Annotated in this window: 22 protein-coding genes; 10 read left to right on the forward strand and 12 right to left on the reverse strand. The window is 68.4% G+C overall.

Annotated features, from left to right (window positions below; translation table 11 throughout):
* Positions 1 to 87: 87 nt before the first annotated feature.
* Positions 88 to 624, forward strand: coding sequence for a hypothetical protein (locus tag ACSFA5_RS29070; RefSeq protein WP_435447510.1), 537 nt, complete (start codon positions 88 to 90; stop codon positions 622 to 624).
* Between the two features lie 33 nt (positions 625 to 657).
* On the opposite strand, the gene ACSFA5_RS29075 is transcribed toward ACSFA5_RS29070, so the two are convergent.
* Both ACSFA5_RS29075 and ACSFA5_RS29080 read right to left on the reverse strand, forming a co-directional pair.
* On the reverse strand, positions 658 to 2,148 hold the full coding sequence (locus tag ACSFA5_RS29075; RefSeq protein WP_435447511.1) for a hybrid sensor histidine kinase/response regulator: 1,491 nt from the start codon (positions 2,146 to 2,148) through the stop codon (positions 658 to 660).
* 71 nt (positions 2,149 to 2,219) lie between these two features.
* Positions 2,220 to 3,701, reverse strand: a complete 1,482-nt coding sequence (locus ACSFA5_RS29080; RefSeq protein ID WP_435447512.1) for an ATPase domain-containing protein — start codon at positions 3,699 to 3,701, stop codon at positions 2,220 to 2,222.
* Positions 3,702 to 3,939: 238 nt separating this feature from the next.
* Between ACSFA5_RS29080 and ACSFA5_RS29085 the strand changes: the two genes are divergently transcribed.
* The gene (locus ACSFA5_RS29085; protein ID WP_435447513.1) at positions 3,940 to 4,119 is read left to right on the forward strand and encodes a DUF3606 domain-containing protein; all 180 of its coding nucleotides are present in this window, start codon (positions 3,940 to 3,942) and stop codon (positions 4,117 to 4,119) included.
* Positions 4,120 to 4,131: 12 nt separating this feature from the next.
* On the opposite strand, the gene ureG is transcribed toward ACSFA5_RS29085, so the two are convergent.
* From ureG to ureE, 3 genes are all read right to left on the reverse strand, one after another.
* Positions 4,132 to 4,782, reverse strand: a complete 651-nt coding sequence (gene ureG / locus ACSFA5_RS29090; RefSeq protein WP_435447514.1) for an urease accessory protein UreG — start codon at positions 4,780 to 4,782, stop codon at positions 4,132 to 4,134.
* 16 nt (positions 4,783 to 4,798) lie between these two features.
* Positions 4,799 to 5,473, reverse strand: a complete 675-nt coding sequence (locus ACSFA5_RS29095) for an urease accessory protein UreF (protein WP_435447515.1) — start codon at positions 5,471 to 5,473, stop codon at positions 4,799 to 4,801.
* A gap of 266 nt (positions 5,474 to 5,739) precedes the next feature.
* Complete coding sequence (gene ureE, locus ACSFA5_RS29100) at positions 5,740 to 6,330, reverse strand: urease accessory protein UreE (protein WP_435447516.1); 591 nt, start codon at positions 6,328 to 6,330, stop codon at positions 5,740 to 5,742.
* A 64-nt stretch (positions 6,331 to 6,394) separates the two neighbouring features.
* Between ureE and ACSFA5_RS29105 the strand changes: the two genes are divergently transcribed.
* Both ACSFA5_RS29105 and ACSFA5_RS29110 read left to right on the forward strand, forming a co-directional pair.
* The gene (locus tag ACSFA5_RS29105; protein WP_093023691.1) at positions 6,395 to 6,619 is read left to right on the forward strand and encodes an AbrB/MazE/SpoVT family DNA-binding domain-containing protein; all 225 of its coding nucleotides are present in this window, start codon (positions 6,395 to 6,397) and stop codon (positions 6,617 to 6,619) included.
* On the forward strand, positions 6,616 to 7,008 hold the full coding sequence (locus tag ACSFA5_RS29110) for a type II toxin-antitoxin system death-on-curing family toxin (protein WP_435447517.1): 393 nt from the start codon (positions 6,616 to 6,618) through the stop codon (positions 7,006 to 7,008). Before ACSFA5_RS29105 ends, ACSFA5_RS29110 begins: the two co-directional genes overlap by 4 nt.
* Before the next feature lie 12 nt (positions 7,009 to 7,020).
* On the opposite strand, the gene ureC is transcribed toward ACSFA5_RS29110, so the two are convergent.
* The 4 genes from ureC to ACSFA5_RS29130 are packed head-to-tail and all read right to left on the reverse strand — an operon-like array spanning position 7,021 to position 9,998.
* Positions 7,021 to 8,739 (reverse strand): urease subunit alpha, encoded by a 1,719-nt coding sequence (ureC, locus tag ACSFA5_RS29115; RefSeq protein WP_435447518.1) that lies wholly within the window; start codon positions 8,737 to 8,739, stop codon positions 7,021 to 7,023.
* Positions 8,739 to 9,044, reverse strand: a complete 306-nt coding sequence (locus ACSFA5_RS29120; RefSeq protein ID WP_435447519.1) for an urease subunit beta — start codon at positions 9,042 to 9,044, stop codon at positions 8,739 to 8,741. The genes ureC and ACSFA5_RS29120 overlap by 1 nt, the downstream gene beginning before the upstream one ends.
* Before the next feature lie 8 nt (positions 9,045 to 9,052).
* Positions 9,053 to 9,667: a HupE/UreJ family protein gene (locus tag ACSFA5_RS29125; protein ID WP_435447520.1), complete on the reverse strand. Its 615-nt coding sequence runs from the start codon at positions 9,665 to 9,667 to the stop codon at positions 9,053 to 9,055.
* Between the two features lie 28 nt (positions 9,668 to 9,695).
* Entirely contained in the window at positions 9,696 to 9,998 is a 303-nt protein-coding gene (locus ACSFA5_RS29130; RefSeq protein WP_116909187.1) for an urease subunit gamma, read from the reverse strand.
* Positions 9,999 to 10,102: 104 nt separating this feature from the next.
* Here ACSFA5_RS29130 and ACSFA5_RS29135 point away from each other — a divergent pair, with 104 nt between their 5' ends.
* The 4 genes from ACSFA5_RS29135 (at position 10,103) to ACSFA5_RS29150 (ending at position 16,932) form a co-directional block, all read left to right on the forward strand.
* Entirely contained in the window at positions 10,103 to 13,714 is a 3,612-nt protein-coding gene (locus tag ACSFA5_RS29135) for a hybrid sensor histidine kinase/response regulator (RefSeq protein WP_435447521.1), read from the forward strand.
* 17 nt (positions 13,715 to 13,731) lie between these two features.
* Positions 13,732 to 14,739, forward strand: coding sequence for a response regulator transcription factor (locus ACSFA5_RS29140; protein ID WP_435447522.1), 1,008 nt, complete (start codon positions 13,732 to 13,734; stop codon positions 14,737 to 14,739).
* 87 nt (positions 14,740 to 14,826) lie between these two features.
* Positions 14,827 to 15,552, forward strand: coding sequence for a hypothetical protein (locus tag ACSFA5_RS29145; RefSeq protein WP_435447523.1), 726 nt, complete (start codon positions 14,827 to 14,829; stop codon positions 15,550 to 15,552).
* A gap of 150 nt (positions 15,553 to 15,702) precedes the next feature.
* Positions 15,703 to 16,932 carry a pyridoxal-phosphate dependent enzyme gene (locus ACSFA5_RS29150; protein ID WP_435447524.1) on the forward strand — a complete coding sequence of 410 codons (1,230 nt, stop codon included), beginning with the start codon at positions 15,703 to 15,705 and terminating at the stop codon, positions 16,930 to 16,932.
* 4 nt (positions 16,933 to 16,936) lie between these two features.
* Here the strand turns inward: ACSFA5_RS29150 and ACSFA5_RS29155 are convergent, their stop codons facing one another.
* On the reverse strand, positions 16,937 to 17,563 hold the full coding sequence (locus ACSFA5_RS29155; protein WP_435447525.1) for a helix-turn-helix transcriptional regulator: 627 nt from the start codon (positions 17,561 to 17,563) through the stop codon (positions 16,937 to 16,939).
* Positions 17,564 to 17,685: 122 nt separating this feature from the next.
* Here ACSFA5_RS29155 and ACSFA5_RS29160 point away from each other — a divergent pair, with 122 nt between their 5' ends.
* Both ACSFA5_RS29160 and ACSFA5_RS29165 read left to right on the forward strand, forming a co-directional pair.
* Complete coding sequence (locus ACSFA5_RS29160) at positions 17,686 to 18,582, forward strand: amino acid ABC transporter substrate-binding protein (protein WP_435447527.1); 897 nt, start codon at positions 17,686 to 17,688, stop codon at positions 18,580 to 18,582.
* Between the two features lie 14 nt (positions 18,583 to 18,596).
* Positions 18,597 to 19,754, forward strand: a complete 1,158-nt coding sequence (locus ACSFA5_RS29165) for a threonine synthase (RefSeq protein ID WP_435447528.1) — start codon at positions 18,597 to 18,599, stop codon at positions 19,752 to 19,754.
* Between the two features lie 6 nt (positions 19,755 to 19,760).
* Here the strand turns inward: ACSFA5_RS29165 and ACSFA5_RS29170 are convergent, their stop codons facing one another.
* Positions 19,761 to 20,747 carry an ornithine cyclodeaminase family protein gene (locus tag ACSFA5_RS29170; protein WP_435447529.1) on the reverse strand — a complete coding sequence of 329 codons (987 nt, stop codon included), beginning with the start codon at positions 20,745 to 20,747 and terminating at the stop codon, positions 19,761 to 19,763.
* A 70-nt stretch (positions 20,748 to 20,817) separates the two neighbouring features.
* On the reverse strand, positions 20,818 to 21,126 hold the full coding sequence (locus ACSFA5_RS29175) for a hypothetical protein (protein WP_435447530.1): 309 nt from the start codon (positions 21,124 to 21,126) through the stop codon (positions 20,818 to 20,820).
* Positions 21,127 to 21,157: the final 31 nt, after the last annotated feature.

The raw sequence follows: 21,157 nt of genomic DNA on the forward strand, positions 1-21,157 counted from the left end.
TCGCAGGGCCCTGGAAAAGCTGGACAAGCGGCATCACGGAACTCCGCGTCATACTCGCGGTCCCATGGTTCCGCTGCTTTTTCCCCGATGCCGAACGTGCGCCTTTTCGCTTCCCTGACCCTTCTTCGTGCGCTTGCCGCGAGCGCGGCACTTCTCGCCGCGGGCGCTCTGCATGCGCAGGCGCTCCCACCGGGCGTGCGCCTGGGCATGTCGGCCGATGAACTGCGGGTCGTGGTACCCGCCGCCGAGCGCGTGCAACGACCGCAGCGCCTGAGCGGCGGCCTGGTCGGCAGCTGGCACGCCGCACCGGTCGAGATGGCCGGCCTGCTGTTCGAGCCGACCTTCTTCTTTGCAGCCTCGGAGCTGCGCCGCGTCGAGTACGTGGCCACGGCCCAGGCCATGCAAGCCACGCCGGACAGCGGCGCTGCTGCCTTCGCGTCGCTCGTGCAATGGGGCCGCGGCGTGTTCGGCGCCGAGCTCGCCTCGCGCGACCCCGGCAGCGCCTACGCCGCCTGGGTGAGCAACGACACCGACGTCTACGTGCAGCAGGTCAGCGACCCGCGCCGCGCCAGCGTGCGGCTCGTGTACAAGGCGCGCCAGCTGCGCGACGGCAGCGAGCTCTGAGCGGGCGCGTTGCGCCGCCGGTGCGGCGGTGCTTCAGCCGGTGCCGCGCTGCGCGAGCTTGTGCAGCGTGGCCGACAGCTCCTCGACATCGACCGGCTTCAGCAGGTGGTGGTCGAAGCCGGCCCGCGCGATGCGCAGCCGGTCGTCGGCCTGGCCCCACCCGGTGAGCGCGATCAACCCCATGCCATGCAGTTGCGGATGGGCCCGAAGCCGGCGCGCCAGCTCGCAGCCGTCCATGCCCGGCATGCCGATGTCCAGGATGCCGAACGAGGGGTTGAAGCGCTCCGCCTGTTCCAGCGCGTCCGCGCCGCTGAACGCCACGGCGGTTTGCGCACCCAGCAGGCCGAGCAGCGCCGCGAGAGATTCCGCGGCGTCGCGGTTGTCGTCCACCACCAGGATGCGGTGCTGCGCGACCATCGTCTCCTGCAACGCACCGGGCTTGGCGCCGGCCCGCACGCCATGTTCGAGCAGCGGCAGCACGACGGTGAATTCGCTGCCCTGGTTGGCGCCGTCGCTCTTCGCGCTGACCGTGCCGCCGTGCAGCTCCACCAGGCTTTTCACCAGCGTGAGGCCGATGCCCAGGCCGCCCTGCGCGGCGCGCGCCGTGCCGCTCACCTGCACGAACATGTCGAAGATGGTGCCCAGCATCGCGCTCGGAATGCCCGCGCCGCTGTCCTTCACGCGCACCACCGCGTGGCCTTGGTCGTCGCGCTCCACGAAGACATCGATGCGCCCGCCCTCGGGTGTGTACTTGGCCGCGTTGTTCAGCAGGTTGGCGAACACCTGGGTCAGGCGCACGCCGTCGCCTTCCACCGCCAGCGAGGTGTCGGCCATGTGCAGCGACAGCGTGTGCTTGCCGGCGTCCATCAACGGGCGGCTGAGTTCCACCGCGCCGCGAATCACCTGGTTGAGCGCCAGCTCCGCGGGCTGCAGCTCGATCTTTCCGCGCGTGATGCGCGAGACCTCCATCAGGTCGCTCACGAGCCGCACCATGTGGTCCAGCTGGCGGCCCATGAGCTCGTAGTAGGGCAACGCGGTTTCCGGCGTCAGGGCCTTGCGCTTGAGGATGGCCAGCGCGGTGCTCAACGGGGCCATCGGGTTGCGCAGCTCGTGCGCCAGGGTGGCAAGGAATTCGTTCTTGCGCTTGTCCGCATCGTTGAGGTCTTCCAGGATGCGGCGCAGTTCGTACTGCCGGCGCCGTGCGCGCAAGGCGCTGCGCAGCGCACTCACCAGCGACGCCACGCGAATCGGGCGCTCCAGCACGGTGACGTTGGCCATGCCCTCCATGGCGGTGGAAATGGCGCGCGAGTCGGCGCCCTGCCGCGCGAGGATCAGCACCGGCAGGTCGGACCACGGCGGCTGGGCCGCCACCGCGGCGGCGAGCTGGTTGGCGCCGGTGCCGGTGAGCATTTCCTCGGACACTAGCAGCGCGCCGGCGCCTTCGCCCACGCCGCGCAGGAGCTCCGGCAGATCGGCGCACACCTGCGTCTCGATGCTGGCGCTCGACAGGACTGCCGACGCCATGACGGCGTCCCGCGGCGTGGCCGTTCTCATCAGAACGCGCAACTGCGGGTTCCGGAGGGCGACGGCGTCCGTCACGGCTGGGGCGGGACGGTGCCGTCGACCGGCACCGGCACGCCGGTCAGGATGCCGCGGAAATGCCGCAGCGGAGGACCCACGTGCAGCCCGGTGCCATCCATCGAGAAGGCGCGGATGGTGCGCTCGTGCGCCCCGCCGCGCTTCTTGAGCACCGAGATGGCCTGGCGCACCTCGCCTTCGGCTTCGAAATAGCGCAGCAGGACCACGGCGTCCGCCAGGTAGCTGGCGTCCACCGAGCTCTGCATCTGCGCGCCGATCAGGCCGTGCTGCGCGCCGACCAGGATCGTCGCCACGCCCGATTGGCCCAGGTAGGTCAGCAGCTCGTGCAGCTGCACGATCAAAAAGCGCTCGTCCGGCATCGCGTTCAGGTAGCCGTTCAGGCTGTCGATGACGATCACCTTCGCGGCCTGCTGGGTCACCTCCGTGCGAATCTCGTGCACGAACTCGCCCGGGGACAGTTCCGCCGGGTCGACCTGCTTGATGCGGATGAGCCCCGACGCCAGGTGCGGCTCCAGTGTCATGCCCAGGCCGGCGCAGCGTGTGCGCAGGGTGTTGACGCTCTCGTCGAAGATGAACAGCGCCGACGATTCCCCGCGCTGCGCGGCCTCGATGGCGAACTGCACCGCCACCGATGACTTGCCGGTGCCGGGCGCACCGACCAGCAGCGTGCTGGTGCCCTTCTCGAGCCCGCCGCCGAGCAGGGCGTCGAGCTCGCCGATGCCGCTGGGCAGCTTGGTCATCTCCATGTCGGAGACATGCTCGGCGGCGACCAGGCGCGGGAACACCTGCAGGCCGCCACGGTGGATCTTGTAGTCGTGGTAGCCGCCGCGAAACTCCTGCCCGCGGTACTTGACCACCAGCAGGCGGCGGCGCGAGGCGCCGTAGTCGGAGTTGGTCTGCTCCAGCCGCACCACCGCGTGCGCGATGCTCTGCACCTGAAGGTCGTGTTCGGTGGCGGTCATGTCGTCCAGCAGCAGCACCGTGCACTGGCGCCCTGCAAAGAACTGCTTGAGCGCCAGAATCTGCCGCCGGTAGCGCAGCGATGTGCCCGACAGCAACCGCAGCTCCGACAGCGAGTCGAACACGATGCGCGAGGGCTTCAAGGCTTCCACATCGCTCAGGATGCGCAGCGTGGTCTCGCTGAGCTCGACCTCCGACGGGTGAAACATCGTGTACTGCTCGTCGGGCTGCAGGCTGTCTTGCGTGGGCAGCATCTCGCGCACATGAATGGGCGAGACGTCCCAGCCGTGGGAGGCGGCCACGCCGCGCAATTCGGTCTCGGTTTCGGACAGCGTCACATAGAGCACCGATTCACCCCGGCGCGCGCCTTCGAGCAGAAACTGCATCGCGATGGTGGTCTTGCCCGCGCCGGGCGCGCCTTCGAGCAGGTACAGGCGGTTGGGCTCCAGCCCGCCGCCGAGCACGTCGTTCAGGCCCGGTACGCCAACACTCAGCAGTCGCTGGTGGTCAGGCTCCATGTTGCTTCTCCAAATATGAATCTGGAGCAAATTGAAACATTGGTGCGGTCGCGCGGCGTGCAGGACGACGCCGCCAAAAGTCGGCAAAAGCCGAGATTGCCGCCACGGGATGAGGGCGATGTCCTGCAAGGCGCGTCGGAATCGTCCGGCTGGCGGGGTGCCCCTGGCAGGGAAACTGTTCTCCCTGCCAGCAACTTGCTTTCGTTCCCCACCCACCTCAGTTTTTCAGGAGAAGACGATGCGCGAAGACACCGAAATCCGCATTCCTCAGGACGATGACCGCATCGATGTCACCGACCTCAAGGAGGTCGACTACTGGACCCGATGGTTCGGCGTGAGCGAGGCCCGCCTGCGCACCGCGGTGGCCTCGGCGGGCACGGTGAAGGACGACCTGCGCGTCTACCTCGGCCTGCCCTGACCGTCGGCGGGCTCAGCCCTCGGCGAGCATGCCTCGCGCCTCGATGAACGCCACCACCTCGGCCACGCCGGTGTGGGTCTTGAGGTTGGTCATCACGTAGGGACGCTGGCGGCGCATGCGCTGCGTGTCCTGCTCCATCACATCGAGGTTGGCGCCCACGTAGGGCGCCAGGTCGGTCTTGTTGATGATGAACAGGTCGCTCTTGGTGATGCCGGGGCCGCCCTTGCGCGGGATCTTCTCGCCGGCGGCCACGTCGATCACGTAGATGGTGAGGTCCGACAGCTCGGGGCTGAACGTGGCCGCCAGGTTGTCGCCGCCGGATTCGACGAAAACGATGTCGGCGTCCGGAAAGTCCTCGAGCATGCGGTCGATCGCTTCGAGGTTGATCGACGCATCCTCCCGGATGGCGGTGTGCGGGCAGCCGCCGGTTTCCACGCCCATGATGCGCTCGGCCGGCAGCGCGCCGGCCACGGTCAGCAGCCGCTGGTCTTCCTTGGTGTAGATGTCGTTGGTGATGGCGATCAGGTCGTACTTGTCGCGCATCGCCTTGCAGAGCATTTCGAGCAGCGTGGTCTTGCCGGAGCCGACCGGGCCGCCGATGCCCACGCGCAGGGGGGGAAGTCTCTTGGTGCGGTTCGGGATGTGGTGCAGGGCGGAGGTCATGGCGGATGTGCTCGGTTCAGCTTCGGAAGAGGCGGGAATATTGTGTTTCGTGGCGCGCCGACAGCACGGCCAGCAGGGGGGCGAAGGCCTGGCGGTCGTCGTCGCCCAAAGCCATGGCGCGGGTCACGGCGGCGGGTATTTCTTGCGACAGCCGCCCGAGGATGCGCTGGCCCGCGCTCTGGCCCAGCGGCACGGCCTTGACGGCGGCGCCGACCATGTTCTCGGCCCAGCCGAAGGCGAAGGCCAGGCAGCCGTCGTGCGCGCTGGCGCCCGTGCGGCTCACGGCGAATGCAAAGGCCACGGGGTAGGTTGCGGGCAGGTCTTTGAAGACCTCGGCCGTGTCTGCGTGGTGCAGCTTGAGCCACTCGACGAAGGAGCGGCCCATCTGCTCGGTCTGCAGGAAAAATTCGGCGGATTCGCGGGTGGCCACGACCCACTGGTTGAGTTCGCGAATGCGCGGCATGTCGTTGGCGCGCCAGGCTGCAACGGCCTGCGCGAACAGGGCGAGGTCGCCGCGCGCAAAGCTCAGGTGCAACTGGTCGGAGAGCCATTCGTCGGCTTTCGATTCCGAATCGACGCCGGCCCATTCGACAGCCGCCTCGACGCCTTCGGAGTACGAAAAGCCGCCCACCGGCAGGGCGGGGGAGGCGAGCCAGATGAGCTGCAGGAGACTGTTTGCCTGGGTGGGCATGTCAGGCTTCCTGTTTGCGTTCTTGGCGCTGTCGTTCTTGGCGCTGTCGTTCGGGGCGCTGCTGTTCAGGGCGAGTGCACAGGCCGCCGGGTACTCCCCTGCGCGAATGTCCCCCGCTTCGCTCCTCCTTTATTTCGCGGAGGGGAGCACCCGACGCCCTGTGCACCGGACACGCTGTCGGTGTGCCCCGATCAACGACTGCTCTGAAAACGCGAGCGCACCCCGAATGAACCCTGCGGCAGCGAAAAGAGAAGCAGGACCGCATTTCAGTGCGAGTGACCGTGGTGATCGTGACCGTGCGAATGGTCATGGTCGTCGAGCAGTTCCGGTGCCAGCACGAGCGGCTTCGGCCCTTTGCTGGCGCCATGCGACGGGCCGTGGTCATGGCTGTGACCCCCGCCGTGCGACCCGTACGCGCCCCCCTCGGGTTCGAAGGCTTCGTCGACCGCCACCACGATCAGGTGCATCGAACGCAGCATGTCGGCCAGCACGTGGTCGGGCTCGATCTTCAGGTGGTCGGGCTTGAGCTCTATCGGCACATGCCGGTTGCCCAGGTGATAGGCCGCGCGCGTCAGGTCGAACGGCGTGCCGTGGGCCGTGCAATGCGTGATGCGCAAAACCGATTGCGGCGCCGCGATCACCCGCACCAGCGAACCGTCTTCGGTCACCAGCACGTCCCCACCCCGCACCGCCGTGCCGCGCGGCAGGAACACGCCGATCTGGCGGCCCTGCGAATCGGTGGCGTCGAAACGGCTTTTCTGGCGGACGTCCCAGTCGAGCTCGATGGTGGCGGCGCGCTTGAGCAGCACGGGCGCAAGGCCGCGGCCCTGGGGCATGAGTTTGTTGGCGGTGAGCATGGAGACTTGCTTTCAGCGGGAAAATGTCGATAATATAACGTTTGTTATAACGTTGGAGCCCCTCATGTCAGCACTCAAATTGACCCAGATCGGCAATTCCGTCGGGGTGATTCTTCCCAAGGAAGTGCTGGCGCGGCTCAAGGTGGAAAAGGGCGACACGCTGTTCCTGACCGAAGCCGCCAATGGCGTCACCCTGACGCCGTACGACCCCGACGTCGAAGAACAGCTGAAGCTGGGCCGCGAATTCATGCGCGAATTCCGCGACACCTTCCACCAGCTCGCCAAATGAGCAGCTGGCGCTGGATCGACAGGCGCACCCTGATCCTCTTGCATGACGAAAGCCTCGCCGAGCATGGTGGAGCCTCGGGCCTGCGCGACGAAACGATGCTGCAGTCCGCGCTGGCCCGTCCGCTTAACCTCGTGAGCTACGGGTCGCCCGACGTGGCTGACCTCGCGGCCGCTTACGGGGTGGGACTGGCCAAGAACCACCCGTTCATCGACGGCAACAAGCGCGCGGCATTTCTGTCGGTCGGTCTGTTCCTCGCCCTGAACGGCCAGCGACTGGTGGCGACGCAGGCCGAGGCCACGCTGGTGATGCTCGATGTGGCGGCCAGCGCCATGGACGAGAGCAGCTTCGCCAGCTGGATCCGCAGCCACATGGCAACTCGTTCGCCCTGAGGCCCGCGGCATCTAGAACAAAAAGTACCGCTGCGCCATCGGCAGCAGCTTCGCCGGCTCGCAGGTCAGCAGGTGCCCGTCGGCGCGCACGGCGTAGGTCTGGGCGTCGATTTCCATCTTCGGCGTGTAGCCGTTGTGCACCATGTGCTGCTTGCGCACGCCGCGGATGTTCTTCACAGCGCTCAGGTGCTTGGCCAGGCCGTAGCGCTCCTTGATGCCCGATGCCAGGCCGGCCTGCGACACGAAGGTCAGCGAGCTCTTTGCGAGCGAGCCGCCGTACGCGCCGAACATCGGGCGAAAGTGCACCGGTTGCGGCGTCGGGATCGATGCGCTGGGGTCGCCCATTGCGGCCATGGCGATGGTGCCGCCCTTCAGGATGGTGAAGGGCTTCACGCCGAAGAAGGCCGGCTTCCAGATCACGATGTCGGCCCACTTGCCGACTTCGAGCGAACCCACCTCGTGCGCGATGCCGTGCGCGATGGCCGGGTTGATCGTGTACTTGGCGATGTAGCGCCGGGCGCGGAAGTTGTCGTTGCGCTCGTTGTCTTCGGGCAACGTGCCGCGCTGCAGCTTCATCTTGTGCGCGGTCTGCCAGGTGCGGATGATGACCTCGCCGACACGGCCCATGGCCTGGCTGTCGGAGCTGAACATGCTGATGGCACCCAGGTCGTGCAGCACGTCTTCGGCGGCAATGGTTTCCTTGCGGATGCGCGACTCGGCAAAGGCCAGGTCCTCGGCGATGCCGGCGTCCAGGTGGTGGCACACCATGAGCATGTCGACGTGCTCGTCGAGCGTGTTCACGGTGTAGGGCATCGTGGGGTTGGTCGACGACGGCAGGAAGTTGGCCTCGCCCACCACGCGCAGGATGTCGGGCGCATGGCCGCCGCCCGCGCCCTCGGTGTGGAAGGCGCAGATGGCGCGCCCGCCCACCGCCGCGATGGTGTTCTCCACGAAGCCCGATTCGTTGAGCGTGTCGCTGTGAATGGCCACCTGCGTGTCGGTGGCGTCGGCCACGTCCAGGCAGTTGCTGATGGCCGCGGGCGTGGTGCCCCAGTCTTCGTGCAGCTTCAGGCCGATGACGCCGGCGTCGATCTGCTCGTGCAGCGCGTCGGGCAGGCTGGCGTTGCCCTTGCCCAGAAAGCCCAGGTTCATCGGGAACGCGTCGGCCGCCTGCAGCATGCGCTCGATGTGCCAGGGGCCGGGCGTGGCGGTGGTCGCGAAGGTGCCGGTGGCCGGGCCGGTGCCGCCGCCGAGCATGGTAGTGACGCCGGAGGAAAGCGCCTCCTCGATCTGCTGCGGGCAGATGAAGTGGATGTGGCTGTCGATGCCGCCGGCGGTGACGATATTGCCTTCGCAGCTGATGATCTCGGTGCCCGGGCCGATGACGATGTCCACGCCCGGCTGCACGTCGGGGTTGCCGGCCTTGCCGATGGCGGCGATGCGGCCGTCCTTCAGTCCGATGTCGGCCTTGACGATGCCCCAGTGGTCGACGATGAGGGCGTTGGTAAGCACGGTGTCGACCGCGCCTTGCGCCCTGGTGCGCTGCGACTGCGCCATGCCGTCGCGGATGGTCTTGCCGCCGCCGAACTTCACCTCTTCGCCATAGCCGCCAGCGCGCAGGGTGTAGTCGGCCTCGACCTCGATCAGCAGGTCGGTGTCCGCCAGGCGAACGCGGTCGCCCACCGTGGGGCCGAAGATTTCGGCGTAGGCACGCCTTGAAATGGTCGCCATCAGAGCTTTCCTTGAACCAGGCCGCGAAAGCCGTAGACGATGCGATCGCCCGAATAGTCGACCAGCTCGACCGTGCGCTGCTGTCCCGGCTCGAAGCGCACCGCGGCGCCCGAGGCGATGTTCAGCCGCATGCCGCGCGCGGCCTCGCGGTCGAAGCCGAGCGCGCCGTTGGTCTCGGCGAAGTGGTAGTGCGAGCCGACCTGGATCGGCCGGTCGGCGGTGTTGCGCACCACCAGCGTGAGGGTGCGGCGGCCGGGGTTGAGCGTGTGCTCGCCGTTGTCGGTGAGGAGTTCGCCGGGAATCATGGCCGGCCTCAGAGGGATTGGGCCAGCAGCGTGGCACCCAGGCCGACCACCGCGGCACCGGCCACGCGCGGCAGCCAGGCCGTCAAGCCGTGGGCATGGCGCAGCGACCAGCCGAGCGCGATGCCCGCAAGGTGCAGCAGCACCGTCGCGCCGACCATGCCGGCCAGCGTGAGGGCCGCGCCCTGCCCGCTCGCCAGTTCGTGGCCGTGCGCCACGCCGTGGAACACGGCGAACACGCCGACGACCGCCATCGCCACGCCGGCCGGCAGGTGCACGCGCGTGACCACCAGCAAGCCCAGCACCAGCAGAGACGCCGCGATCATCGGCTCGACCGCCGGCAGCTGCACGCCGGCCAGGCCCATCAGCGCCCCCGCTAGCAGCATGCCGGCGAAGGCCAGCGGCGCCCAGAGCAGGTCGGGCCAGGCGCGGCGCGCGGCCAGGGCGCTCCAGAAACCGACCGCGACCATGGCGGCCAGGTGGTCGGCGCCGGTCAGCGGGTGCAGGAAGCCGGTGGCGAAGCCATGGTGCATGCCGCCGTCGACACCGACGTGGGCGCTGGCTGCGAACGGCAGCAGCAGTGTGGCGAGCAGGGGGAGGGTCTTGAGGGTCTTGGCGAGGCGCATGAAAAGGTCTTTCTTCTTGTGGCGGAGGTCAGACGATCGGCTGGTGCACGGTCACGAGCTTGGTGCCGTCCGGGAAGGTGGCCTCGACCTGGATGTCCGGGATCATCTCGGCAATGCCGTCCATCACGTCGGCGCGCGTGAGCACGGCGCGCCCGTCGCTCATGAGTTCCGCCACGCTCTTGCCGTCGCGGGCGCCTTCCATCACGGCGGCGGAAATCAGCGCGATGGCCTCGGGGTAGTTGAGCTTGAGGCCGCGGGCCTTGCGGCGTTCGGCCAGCAGCGCCGCGGTGAAGATCAGCAGCTTGTCTTTTTCGCGCGGGGTCAGTTCCATGGGATCGGCATCGGGTGGCTGGGGGAGGCGGCCATTATGGGCAAGCAAGCTTCTTTGCAACAGTCGTGCCCTGTTCGCCAAAAGCCGTACAGGTGGCATGAAAGATGCACCGAAACGGTGTGAATCCCGACGCCCCGCCCCTGCCGCCAGACGACGCTCCCCAGCGCATCGTCAAGGTCCGGCGCGACTACAACAGCTGGGTGGCCAGCGAAACGCTGGAAGACTACGCCCTGCGCTACACGCCGCAGCGCTTTCGAAAGTGGTCCGAATGGCGGGTGGCCAACACGGCGTTCGGCGCGGCGTCGTTCCTGATCCTGGAGGCGGTGGGCGCCACGCTGCTGGTGCAGTACGGCTTTGCCAACGCGTTCTGGGCGATCCTGGCGACCGGGCTCATCATCTTCCTGGCGGGGCTGCCGATCAGCGTGTACGCGGCGCGCTACGGCGTGGACATGGACCTGCTCACGCGTGGTGCCGGCTTCGGCTACATCGGCTCCACGCTCACCTCGCTGATCTACGCGAGCTTCACCTTCATCTTCTTCGCGCTCGAGGCGGCGGTGATGGCCTATGCGCTGGAGCTGGCGCTGGGCATTCCGCCGGTGTGGGGCTACCTGGTGTGTGCGCTGGTGGTGATTCCGCTGGTCACGCACGGGGTGTCGGCCATCAGCCGGCTGCAACTGTGGACGCAGCCGCTGTGGCTGCTGATGCTCGTGGTGCCCTTCGTGTTCGTGCTGGTGCGCGATCCTGGTGCGTTTGCAGGCATAACGCACTACAACGGTGTCAGAGCTGGAACGCAGGGCTTCAATTTGCACCTGTTTGGCGCAGCCCTCACGGTCGGCATTGCGCTGATCACCCAGATGGGCGAGCAGGCCGACTACCTGCGCTTCATGCCGGTTCGCAGCAAGGCGACGGCGCGCCGCTGGTGGGCCGGGGTGCTGGCCGGCGGGCCGGGCTGGGTGGTGCTGGGTGTACTGAAGATGCTGGGCGGCGCGCTGCTGGCCTACCTGGCGATCACGCACATGGTGCCGGTGGAGCGCGCGGTCGACCCCAACCAGATGTACCTGGCCGCCTACGAGTACGTGTTTCCGAACTACGGCTGGGCGGTGGCGGCCACGGCGCTGTTCGTGGTGATCTCGCAGCTCAAGATCAACGTGACCAACGCCTATGCCGGCTCGCTGGCCTGGAGCAACTTCTTCTCGCGCGTGGCGCACAGCCACCCGGGGCGGGTGGTGTGGGTGGTGTTCAACGCTCTCATCGCCTTCATGCTGATGGAGATGAACGTGTTCGAGGCGCTGGGCGACGTGCTGGGCCTGTTCGCCAACATCGCCATCGCCTGGATGATGGCGGTGGTGGCCGACCTGGTCATCAACAAGCCGCTGGGGCTGTCGCCGCCGGGCATCGAGTTCAAGCGCGCGCACCTGTGGGACATCAACCCGGTGGGCGTGGGCGCGATGGCGCTGGCCTCGGTGCTGTCGATCACGGCGCACCTGGGCGTGTTCGGCCCGCTGGCGCAGGCGTTCTCGGCGCTCATTGCGCTGGGCACGGCGCTGGTCGCCTCGCCGCTGCTGGCCTGGGCCACGGGCGGCAAGTACTACCTGGCGCGCGGCTCCGACGAAGCCCATGGCGCAGTCCCCTTCGCACCTGCCGAGGGCCCGCGCGCGGTGCGCTGGGCGCGCGTGGAAACCGCCAGCTACCAGCGGCTGAAGGTGCAGCACTGCGTGATCTGCGAGCGCGAGTACGAAGGCCCCGACATGGCCCATTGCCCGGCCTACCAGGGCGCGATCTGCTCGCTGTGCTGCACGCTCGATGCGCGCTGCGGCGACCTGTGCAAGCCGCATGCGAGCCTGTCGTCGCAGTGGTCGGGCGTGCTGCGCTGGCTGCTGCCGCGCCGCAGCTGGCGTTACCTGGACACGGGCCTGGGGCACTTCCTGCTGCTGATGTTCGTCATCGTGCCGCTGCTGGCCGTGGTGTTCGGCGTGCTCTATCAGCAGGAGTTGCGCGCGTTCGGCGAAGGCGCGCTGGAGCTGGCCTCGCAGGCCGACGTGGCCGCGGCGCTGGCCGGCGTGCAGAAGCTGTCGCTGCGCTCGGGTTTCCTGAAGGCCTACATGGCGCTGCTGGTCATTGCGGGCATCGTGGCGTGGTGGCTGGTGCTGGCGCACCAGAGCCGCAAGGTGGCGCAGGAAGAGTCGAACCGCCAGACGCACCTGCTGGTGCGCGAAATAGAGCTGCACCGCGAGACCGACCGCGCGCTGCAGGCCGCCAAGCAGGCGGCCGACGAGGCGCGCGAGATCGCGGAGCACGCCAAGCTCGCGGCCGAGCAGGCCAAGCAGGCCGCCGACCAGGCCAACCAGGCCAAGAGCCGCTACATCAGCGCCATCAGCCACGAGCTGCGCACGCCGCTCAACAGCATCCTGGGCTATGCGCAGCTGATGGGCGAAGACCACTCGGTGCCCCCGCACCGCCAGCAGGCGGTGGCCGTCATCAAGCGCGGCGGCGAGCACCTGCTGTCGCTCATCGAGGGCACGCTGGCCATCGCGCACATCGAGGCCGGCAAGCTCACGCTGCATGCGCAGCCGATGCGCTTTGCCGACACGCTGCGCGAGCTGGCCGACATGTTCGAGCTGCAGGCGGCGGAGAAGGGGCTGCAGTTCCGCTTCGAGGCCGCGGGCCCCTTGCCCGAGGTGGTGCGCGCCGACGAGAAGCGCGTGTGCCAGATTCTCATCAACCTGCTGGGCAATGCGATCAAGTTCACGGCGCAGGGGCAGGTCACGCTGCGGCTGGCCTATGCGCGCGAGTTCGCGTCGGTCGAGATCGAGGACACCGGGCCGGGCATGCCGGCCGAGGAGATCGAGCGCATCTTCGAGCCCTTCGCGCGCGGCAATTCCGCCGGCGCGTCGTCGGCGCCGGGCGCGGGGCTCGGGCTGACCATCGCCAAGATGCTGACCGACCTGATGGGCGGCGAAATGAAGGTCAGCAGCACGCCGGGCGTGGGCTCGCTCTTCTGCGTGCGGCTGTTCCTGCCGCGCGTGCACGACACGGCGGTGGGCGTGAACCGTCCGGTGCGGGTGCAGCGCCCGCGGCGCGGCTACGAAGGCCCGCGCCGCCGCCTGCTGGTGGTCGACAACGAGGAGGCGGACCGCGACCTGCTGGGCCACGTGCTCGCGCCGCTGGGGTTCGAGCTGCGCAGCGCGGCCAGCGGCCACGACGCGCTGGACCTGATCGCCGCGGGCTACCGGCCCGACGCGATGTTCGTCGACCTCGCGATGCCGGGCATCGACGGCTGGGAAACCATCCGCCGCGCGCGCAAGCTGGGGCTGACCGATGCGTCGGTGGCCATCGTCTCGGCCAACGCCTTCGACAAGGGGCTGGACAACGACGTGGCCATTGCGCCGGAAGATTTCTTCGTCAAGCCCGTGCGCCACAGCGAGCTGCTCGACTGGCTCGAACGCCGGCTCGGGCTGCAGTGGACCGATGCCGCCGCCAAGCCTGCGCCGGTGGCACCGCGCGCGCTGCAGGCGCCTTCGCTGGAGCGCCTGCGCGCACTGGAGGAAGCGGTGAGCCTGGGCTATTTCCGCGGCATCATGAACCAGCTCGACGCCATCGACGCGGCGCAGCCCGAATGCACGGGCTGGTCCGAAACCCAGCGCGTGCTGGCGCGCCAGTTCCAGTTCGAAGCCATGAGCCGCGCGCTCGCCGCAGCCGTTGAAAGCGCCGCATGACCCAGACGCCACCTCCCATGGACACCTCGCCGCTCGCCCGGACACTGCGCGAGCAGCAAGGCGCCAACAGCGACCTGGTGCTGATCGTCGACGACGTGCCCGACAACCTGGCCGTGCTGCACGACGCGCTCGACGAATCGGGCTACACCGTGCTCATTGCCACCAACGGCGAGCAGGCGCTGCAGCGCGCCGCGCAGGCGCGCCCCGACATCGTGCTGCTCGACGCCATGATGCCGGGCATCGACGGTTTCGAGGTGGCGCGCCGGCTGAAGGCCGATGCGGCCACGGCCCACATTCCCATCGTGTTCATGACGGGCCTGACCGAGACCGAGCACCTGGTCGCGGCACTGGAAGCGGGCGGTGTCGACTACGTCACCAAGCCCATCAAGCCCAAGGAAGTGCTGGCGCGCATGAACGTGCACCTGCAGGGCGCGCGCCGCGCGCGGCAGGACGCGCGGCAGGCCGGCCAGGCGCGCAACGCGCTGGACGCCTTCGGCTACGCGAGCATCACGGTGCGCCTGCCCGAGGGGCGGCTGATCTGGCAGACGGCGCTGGCGCGCGACCTGCTGCAGCGCTACTGCGAGACGCGCGCCCCCGAAACGCCGCCCGCGGTGCTCGAATGGCTGCGCCACCACACGCCCGATGCGCGCCAGCGCGGCATCGAGCCGCCGGCGCTGTCGATCGCGCAGGGCGCGGGCAGCCTCACGCTGCGGCTGCACCAGCAGACCAGCAGCGACGACGACGGCGACGAGTGGATGATCATCATGCGCGAGGTTTCCGACACCGGCGTGATCGAGGCGATGAGCCTGAGCCTGAAGCTCACTGCGCGCGAGGCCGAGGTGCTGTACTGGGTGGTCAAGGGCAAGACCAACAAGGACATCGGCGAGATCCTGGGCAGCAGCCCGGCCACGGCCAAGAAGCACCTGGAGCGGGTGTACGTGAAGCTGGGCGTGGAGACACGCACGGCCGCGGCCGGCGTGGCCATCAAGCGCATCCGCGAGTTGCAGCCGCAGTTCGAGATCTGATGCCGGCGGGCCCGCGCGGCGCGGCGCGTCATGGCGCCGACTTTCCGCGTCCCTAGAATGGTTCGAGGGCCCCCGGGGATGCGCGCGATGAAGAACAACACCAGCCAAAGAACGATCAGCCGACCGACATGCGGGCGCAGGCTCGCGGCTTCCCGTGTGTTGCTGGGCCTGGGCCTCGTTGCGGGAACGGCCGCCCACGCCTCCGGGCATTTCGACGTGGACGACGCCAGCACGCTCGATGCGGGCCAGTGCCAGTACGAAACCTGGTGGGGCCGCACGGGCGTGGAGCCCGTCACGGGGTTTCACTTCGGGCCCGCATGCCGGGTCGGCCCGGTCGAACTGGGCCTGAATTTCGACCGTACCTCGGTGGACGGCATTCATTCGGTCACCGGCGGGCCGCAGCTCAAGTGGAATTTCTACGGACAGGCGCCCGACGCGCCGCTGAGCGCCGCCGTGTCGATGGGCGCGGTGTTCGACCTGAAGCGCGGCGGCCGCGCGGGCGGCCAGTTCGTCGTGCCGGTGACCTGGCGGCCGTTCGACAGCCTGCAGGTGCATGCCAATGCCGGCGCCGACTGGGCCACGGGCACCGGCGTGCGGACCTCGCGCGTGGGCGCGGCCGTGGAGTGGGCGCTGAACGACACCGTCTCGTTCATCGCCGAGCGCAACCGGGCGTCGAACGTGTGGACCTCGCGCGTCGGCGGGCGCTTCAGCCTCACGCCGTTGATCAGCGTCGATGTGAGTACGTCGCGCACCGGGCCCCAGGGTGTCCGCGGCTTCGTGATCGGGCTGAACCACGAGTTCACGTGGAAGTGATCCCGGGTGTGCCCACCGTGAACTTGCGTGCTGCCGGAGCCACACTTTTGCAAGGTGCAATGGCAAGTTTGTGATCGGGCGACCCGTCAGGACTGCCTGATTTATTCACTGGTGCATAAAATTTGGCTCCACCTCCATTGCACTGACCCCGTGACGACATCGCCCGTTCTGGACTTCAAGTTCGCCGTTCCTCCCTCGGATGCCCACGCGCACGCTTCGGGAAATCCCTCGGGGCTGGTGAGGGACCGAACGCCCAAGCCGCTGCGCAACCCGCACCTGCGCGGGCTGCAGTGCCTGCGCTGCGATGCGCTCTACCCGGTCACGCTGACGCACGACGGCTGTCCGGCCTGCCGGCGCGCCGGCTTCCACGTGGCCCTGCGCGCCAGCTACCTGGCCGACGGCGCCGAGGCGATGCCGCTGCCGTACAGCGCAGGCTTCACGCTGGGCGAAGGCCGCACGCCGCTGCAGGACATGCCAGAACTGGCGCGGCAGTTCGGCGTGGCGCGGCTGGCCTTGAAGGACGAATCGTGCAACCCGACCGGCTCGCACAAGGACCGGATGACCGCCGTGGGCGTGGCGCAGGCGCTGGACTTCGACGCCCACACACTGGTACTGGCCTCCTCGGGCAACGCGGCGGTCTCGGCGGCGCACTACGCCTGGGCCGCGGGCCTGGGCTGCGAAGTGGCCACCTACGAGGGCATGCCGGCCACATACGTGCGGCAACTCGACGCGCTGGGCGCGCGGCGCTATGAGTTCGCCGACAACGCAGGCCGCTGGGCCTTCGTGCGCGAGCGAGCGCAGCACCCCGGCTACTTCGCGCTGACCAACTACCGCCTGCCGGCGCTGGGCAGCGCGCCGCTCGCCATCGAAGGCTACAAGCCCATCGCGCTCGAATGCGTGACGGACGGCGGCCTGCCGGACCACATCGTGATTCCCACCGCGCGCGGCGACCTGGCCTGGGGTATCTACGCGGGCTTTCGCGACCTGCTGGCCGCTGGACAGATTGCGCACCTGCCCCGACTCTGGCTGGTGGAGCCGTTCCCGCGACTGTCGCGCGTGCTCGCGGGCGGTGCCGTCAACGGCAGCTACCCGGGGCACACCGCGCAGTTTTCCACCGCGGGCGCCACCGTCACGTACCTGCAGTGGCAGGCGGCCACCGCGACGGGCGGCGGTGCCGTGGTGGTGCACGACGACCAGGCCCGCGAAGCGCGCCGGCTGCTCACGGCCGCCGGCATCAGCGCCGAGCTGTGCGCGGCCGGCGGCCTGGCCGCGCTGCGGCAACTGCGCGAGAGCAACGACATCGCGCCCGATGCGCATGTGGTGCTGATGCTGACCGCGAGCGCGGCCAGCGACCCGAGCTGGCCCGACCGCCCCGCCTGACCGGCTACTTCGCGTCGCTGTACACGGTGGCGCGCGACACGCCCATGTGCGCCGCGGCAATCTCGGCGCCCCGGCGCACTTCGAGCAGGCCCACCTTTTTCAGTTCCTGCACCAACTGCTTGCGGTCGGCCGGCTTCAGCGAACGCGAGGTGGTGGCGCGCGTGGCCGCGAACTCGTCGATGCGCGCGTGGATGCGCTCCGAATGGCCGCCACCCGCGTCGAGGTGCTCGTGCACCTTCTTGTCGTCGATGCGCGTGAACTGCGCTATTGCGCCCTGGAAGCTTTGGAACAGCGTGAGGTCGACGTTCAGGCACAGCGCGGCCACGTACTCGCCGCTCTCGTCCTTGACGCCGATGGAGGTGCTCTTGACCTTGCGCCCGTCGGAAAAGGTGTTCGCGTAGTTGGCGATCACCGCCGGGTATTGCGGATCGCGGATGCGCGCGAGGCCCAGTTCGGTGACCGACTGGCCCACCTGCCGCCCGCTCAGGTTGTTCTCGATCGCGTAGATCGCGTTCTTCGGATTGCTCAGGTCGTGCACCACGACTTCGCAGAACGGCGCAAAGGTCTCGCCCAGCCCTTCGGCCATGTTGCGCAGCATCTCCAGCAGATGTTGGTTCGACTTCTTTTTCATGCCCGGAATGTATCCAGGTCTGGACGAAGAATCCAAACTGTACAAAAAGTACATTATTGGATATATTTTCCAGATCGCGCCGATGCGGATCGACGCAAGCACCGATCACTTCTGGAGATCTCATGAAAGTCAGTTGGGCACTTTGCGCATTGGCGCTGGGGACGGCGAGCGGTTTCGCCACCGCGGACACACTGAAGAAGATGGCCGAGACGAAACGCATCGTCCTGGGCGTGCGCGAATCGGGGGCGCCGCTGTCGTACGCGCTGGGTGCGGGCCGGTACACCGGCTACCACGTCGAGCTGTGCGAACGCATCGTCGCCGGCATGAAGCGCGACCTGAAGCTGCCGCCCCTTGTGGTCGACTACCAGCTCGTGACCTCGGCCAACCGCATGCCGCTGGTGCGCAACGGCACGGTCGACCTGGAGTGCGGCACCACCACGAACAACGAGGCGCGGCAGAAGGAAGTGTCCTTCGCCCTCACCACCTTCGTGACCGAGGTGCGCATGGCGGTGAACGTGAAGTCGGGCATTTCGTCGATCGCGCAGCTCGAGGGCAAGACCGTGGTGGTCACCTCGGGTTCCAGCGCGGTCAAGAACCTGCGGCTTCACAAAAAGGCCGCGGGCATCAACTTCCAGGAGGTCTACGGCAAGGACACTGGAGAGAGCTTTCTGCTGCTCGCCACCGGCCGTGCGGATGCGTTTGTCGACGACAACAACATCCTGGCCGGCAATATCGCATCGTCCAAGGAGCCTGCGCAGTTCAGGCTGGCCGGCGAAGTGCTGGCCGTCGAACCCGTGGCGATCATGCTGCGCAAGGACGACCCCGACTTCAAGAAAGCGGTCGATACGCAGCTTGCCGCGCTGATGAAGAACGGCGAGCTCGCCAAGCTCTACACGCGGTGGTTCGTCGACCCGATTCCGCCGCGCAACACCTCGCTGAACCTGCCGATGAGCGAAGCGCTCCGGCAGCTCATCGACAAACCCGACGACAACCCGGCCGAGACCTATCAGGCCAAGTAGCAAAGGACGCAGACATGCCAACCAACCCACCGCCGAGCTACATCGACCCCCGCACCGGCAGGACCCACGCGCTGTCCGAACGCCGCTGGCGCTCGGACGACGGCAACCCGATGATGGTGACGCCGCTGCCCGGCATCACGCGCGACGACATCGATTCGCGAGAACGCTCGGTGTGGCGCTACCGCGCGGCGCTGCCCGTCACCATCGACAAGCCCGTGAGCATGGGCGAAGGCTGCACGCCGCTGGTGCAGAAGCGCTGGGGCGGGCTGGAGCCTTGCTTCAAGCTCGAGTGGTTCAACCCGACCTGCAGCTTCAAGGACCGCGGCGCCGTGGTGATGATGTCGTTCCTGCGCCAGCTCGGCATCGACGCGGTGCTGGAGGACAGCTCGGGCAACGGCGGCGCAGCCATCGCGGCGGCGGGTGCGGCGGCCGGCATGCGGGTCAAAGTGCTGGCGCCCAGCTACACACCGGCGCCGAAGGTGGCGCAGATCAGGGCCTTCGGCGCCGAGGTGCAGCTGGTGCCGGGGCCGCGCGAGGCGTCGGAGCACGAGGCGGTGCGCCAGTCGGAATCGATCTTCTATGCGAGCCACAACTGGCATCCGTTCTTCCTGCAGGGCACGAAGACCATGGCCTATGAACTCTGGGAAGACCTGGGTTTTGTCGCGCCCGACAACGTGGTGATTCCGGCGGGCGCGGGCAGCAATGTGCTCGGGTGCTGGATCGGCTTCAAGGAGCTGCTGGCGGCGGGGCAGATCAGGAAGCTGCCGCGGATCTTCGTGGCGCAGCCGCTGAATTGTTCGCCGCTCGATGCGAGCTTTGTCGCCGGCGTGGACACGCCGGTCGAGCGCATCGTGAAGCCGACGATCGCCGAAGGCACGGCGATCAAGCGGCCCGTGCGCCTGCCGGAGGTTGTTCAGGCCTTGCGGGAGACGAACGGCAAGACGGTGGCGCTGACCGAAGAGCAGATTGCGGCAGCCGTGCGCCGGCTCGCATCGACCGGTCTGTATGCGGAGCCGACGTCGGCCACGGCGGCCGCGGCCATCGAGGTGCTGGCCCAGCGCGGCGACATCCGTCCGGGCGAAACCACGGTCGTGCTGCTGACCGGCACGGGACTGAAGTCGACGCAGTTCATGACGGAGCTGTTCGGCGACGCTGCCGCCAGCGCCGCCTGACAACGGCTACCAGGGCCACGCGATGCGTGTGCCCGTGCCGGTTTCCGTCGCGCGCACGTGGAGCCGGCGCGCGACCGTCAGGTCCTGCAGCGCGAGGCCGGTCATGTCGAACACGGTGATGTCGCCCGGGGCGCGCACGAAGGGCGTCTTGCCGCTCAGCAGGTCGCCGAGCTCGGTGCTCTGCGTGTCGGGCGCCCATTGGGTTTCGCCGATCTGCATTGCCTGCGCGCGGTCGTCGACCACCAGGCGCACGCGCGACAACAGGCCCTCGGGCAGTTCGCGCTTGCCCTTCGTGTCGGCGCCCACGCAGTTCAGGTGCGTGCCGGGTTGTACGGCGTCCAGGTCGAACAGCGCGCCGCCGCCCGGGGTGGCGGTGATGACGATGTCGCTTCGCGCCACGGCTGTGTTGCGCTCGCTCGCGGGGGCGATGTCGCATCGGCCGGCGAAATGCGCCTCGAACGCGGTGTTGCGCTGGCCGTCGACACCCATATAGAGAACCTCGCGCAGCGAGGGCATCAGGCGCAGCGCGAAGTCGAGCTGGATGCGCGCCTGCACGCCGGTGCCGAACAGGCACAGCCGCATGCTGTCGGGCCGTGCGAGCTGTTGCAGGCCCAGGCCGCCGGCCGCGCCGGTGCGCACCGTGGTCACCGTGTTGCCGTCGATGACGCACAGCGGCCGGCCGGTGGCGGGGTCGATCAGCAGGATCGTCGCCTGGTGCGGCTCGCCGCCGCGCCCGCGGTTGGCGGGCCAGAAGCCGGCCGCCTTGAAGCCGAGCAGGCCCTGGGCCTGCACGTCGCCGGACTTGATGCCGAACACGCCGCCCGTGGCGAGCGGCTCGCGCACCACCGGGAAGACGCGGCCTTCGCGGTCGCTGTGCAGCACGAAGGCCTCGCGCACGGCCTGGAGCACGTCGTCGGGAGAGAGGAGGGCGTCGACCTGGTGTTTGTCGAGCAGCAGGAGCCGGGCGTCCGCGGGGGCAGTGGAGGATGTCATTTGGAAATATTATCTACTTCCAGACAAAAAATCAAAAATAAGACGCCGCCATCGCATCGGCGTCCGGTGTTCAGCGCCCGGTGTGCACCTTGATCCGGATGGTCGCCACGTCCCAGCCCCGGTTCTTCAGGCGAGTGACCAGCATCGGCGACAGCTGGCGCAGCTTGGCGGCCGCAGCGCTGCCCTTCACCAGCAGGCACCACACGTCGCCCTCGGCCGGACCGGGCAGGATGGCCGCGCGCATGGCCGGCGGAATCAGGCCTTCCACGGCCTTGAGCCGCTCCGCGGCGTCCCGGGCGCGCGCCATCAGGCTGCCCAGGGTGGGCGAGCCTTCCGCTGCCTGCTGCAGCGAAATGGGAGGGGGCGTGCGGCGATACATGGGTAATCCAGGGGTTAGAAACAAGACAGCT

The sequence above is a fragment of the Variovorax monticola genome (assembly GCF_051216855.1).
GTDB lineage: Bacteria > Pseudomonadota > Gammaproteobacteria > Burkholderiales > Burkholderiaceae_C > Variovorax.

What these genes read in the sequence shown, in the direction of transcription:
- ACSFA5_RS29145 (WP_435447523.1), top strand. Translation starts at nt 14,827, where the DNA reads ATGAAGAACAACACCAGCCAAAGAACGATCAGCCGACCGACATGCGGG.
- ACSFA5_RS29105 (WP_093023691.1), top strand. Translation starts at nt 6,395, where the DNA reads ATGTCAGCACTCAAATTGACCCAGATCGGCAATTCCGTCGGGGTGATT.
- ureC (WP_435447518.1), bottom strand. Translation starts at nt 8,739, where the DNA reads ATGGCGACCATTTCAAGGCGTGCCTACGCCGAAATCTTCGGCCCCACG.
- ACSFA5_RS29125 (WP_435447520.1), bottom strand. Translation starts at nt 9,667, where the DNA reads ATGCGCCTCGCCAAGACCCTCAAGACCCTCCCCCTGCTCGCCACACTG.
- ACSFA5_RS29170 (WP_435447529.1), bottom strand. Translation starts at nt 20,747, where the DNA reads ATGACATCCTCCACTGCCCCCGCGGACGCCCGGCTCCTGCTGCTCGAC.
- ACSFA5_RS29075 (WP_435447511.1), bottom strand. Translation starts at nt 2,148, where the DNA reads ATGGCGTCGGCAGTCCTGTCGAGCGCCAGCATCGAGACGCAGGTGTGC.
- ACSFA5_RS29120 (WP_435447519.1), bottom strand. Translation starts at nt 9,044, where the DNA reads ATGATTCCCGGCGAACTCCTCACCGACAACGGCGAGCACACGCTCAAC.
- ACSFA5_RS29165 (WP_435447528.1), top strand. Translation starts at nt 18,597, where the DNA reads ATGCCAACCAACCCACCGCCGAGCTACATCGACCCCCGCACCGGCAGG.
- ACSFA5_RS29130 (WP_116909187.1), bottom strand. Translation starts at nt 9,998, where the DNA reads ATGGAACTGACCCCGCGCGAAAAAGACAAGCTGCTGATCTTCACCGCG.
- ACSFA5_RS29175 (WP_435447530.1), bottom strand. Translation starts at nt 21,126, where the DNA reads ATGTATCGCCGCACGCCCCCTCCCATTTCGCTGCAGCAGGCAGCGGAA.
- ACSFA5_RS29135 (WP_435447521.1), top strand. Translation starts at nt 10,103, where the DNA reads ATGCACCGAAACGGTGTGAATCCCGACGCCCCGCCCCTGCCGCCAGAC.
- ACSFA5_RS29085 (WP_435447513.1), top strand. Translation starts at nt 3,940, where the DNA reads ATGCGCGAAGACACCGAAATCCGCATTCCTCAGGACGATGACCGCATC.
- ureG (WP_435447514.1), bottom strand. Translation starts at nt 4,782, where the DNA reads ATGACCTCCGCCCTGCACCACATCCCGAACCGCACCAAGAGACTTCCC.
- ACSFA5_RS29095 (WP_435447515.1), bottom strand. Translation starts at nt 5,473, where the DNA reads ATGCCCACCCAGGCAAACAGTCTCCTGCAGCTCATCTGGCTCGCCTCC.
- ACSFA5_RS29110 (WP_435447517.1), top strand. Translation starts at nt 6,616, where the DNA reads ATGAGCAGCTGGCGCTGGATCGACAGGCGCACCCTGATCCTCTTGCAT.
- ACSFA5_RS29070 (WP_435447510.1), top strand. Translation starts at nt 88, where the DNA reads ATGCCGAACGTGCGCCTTTTCGCTTCCCTGACCCTTCTTCGTGCGCTT.
- ureE (WP_435447516.1), bottom strand. Translation starts at nt 6,330, where the DNA reads ATGCTCACCGCCAACAAACTCATGCCCCAGGGCCGCGGCCTTGCGCCC.
- ACSFA5_RS29080 (WP_435447512.1), bottom strand. Translation starts at nt 3,701, where the DNA reads ATGGAGCCTGACCACCAGCGACTGCTGAGTGTTGGCGTACCGGGCCTG.
- ACSFA5_RS29155 (WP_435447525.1), bottom strand. Translation starts at nt 17,563, where the DNA reads ATGAAAAAGAAGTCGAACCAACATCTGCTGGAGATGCTGCGCAACATG.
- ACSFA5_RS29140 (WP_435447522.1), top strand. Translation starts at nt 13,732, where the DNA reads ATGGACACCTCGCCGCTCGCCCGGACACTGCGCGAGCAGCAAGGCGCC.
- ACSFA5_RS29160 (WP_435447527.1), top strand. Translation starts at nt 17,686, where the DNA reads ATGAAAGTCAGTTGGGCACTTTGCGCATTGGCGCTGGGGACGGCGAGC.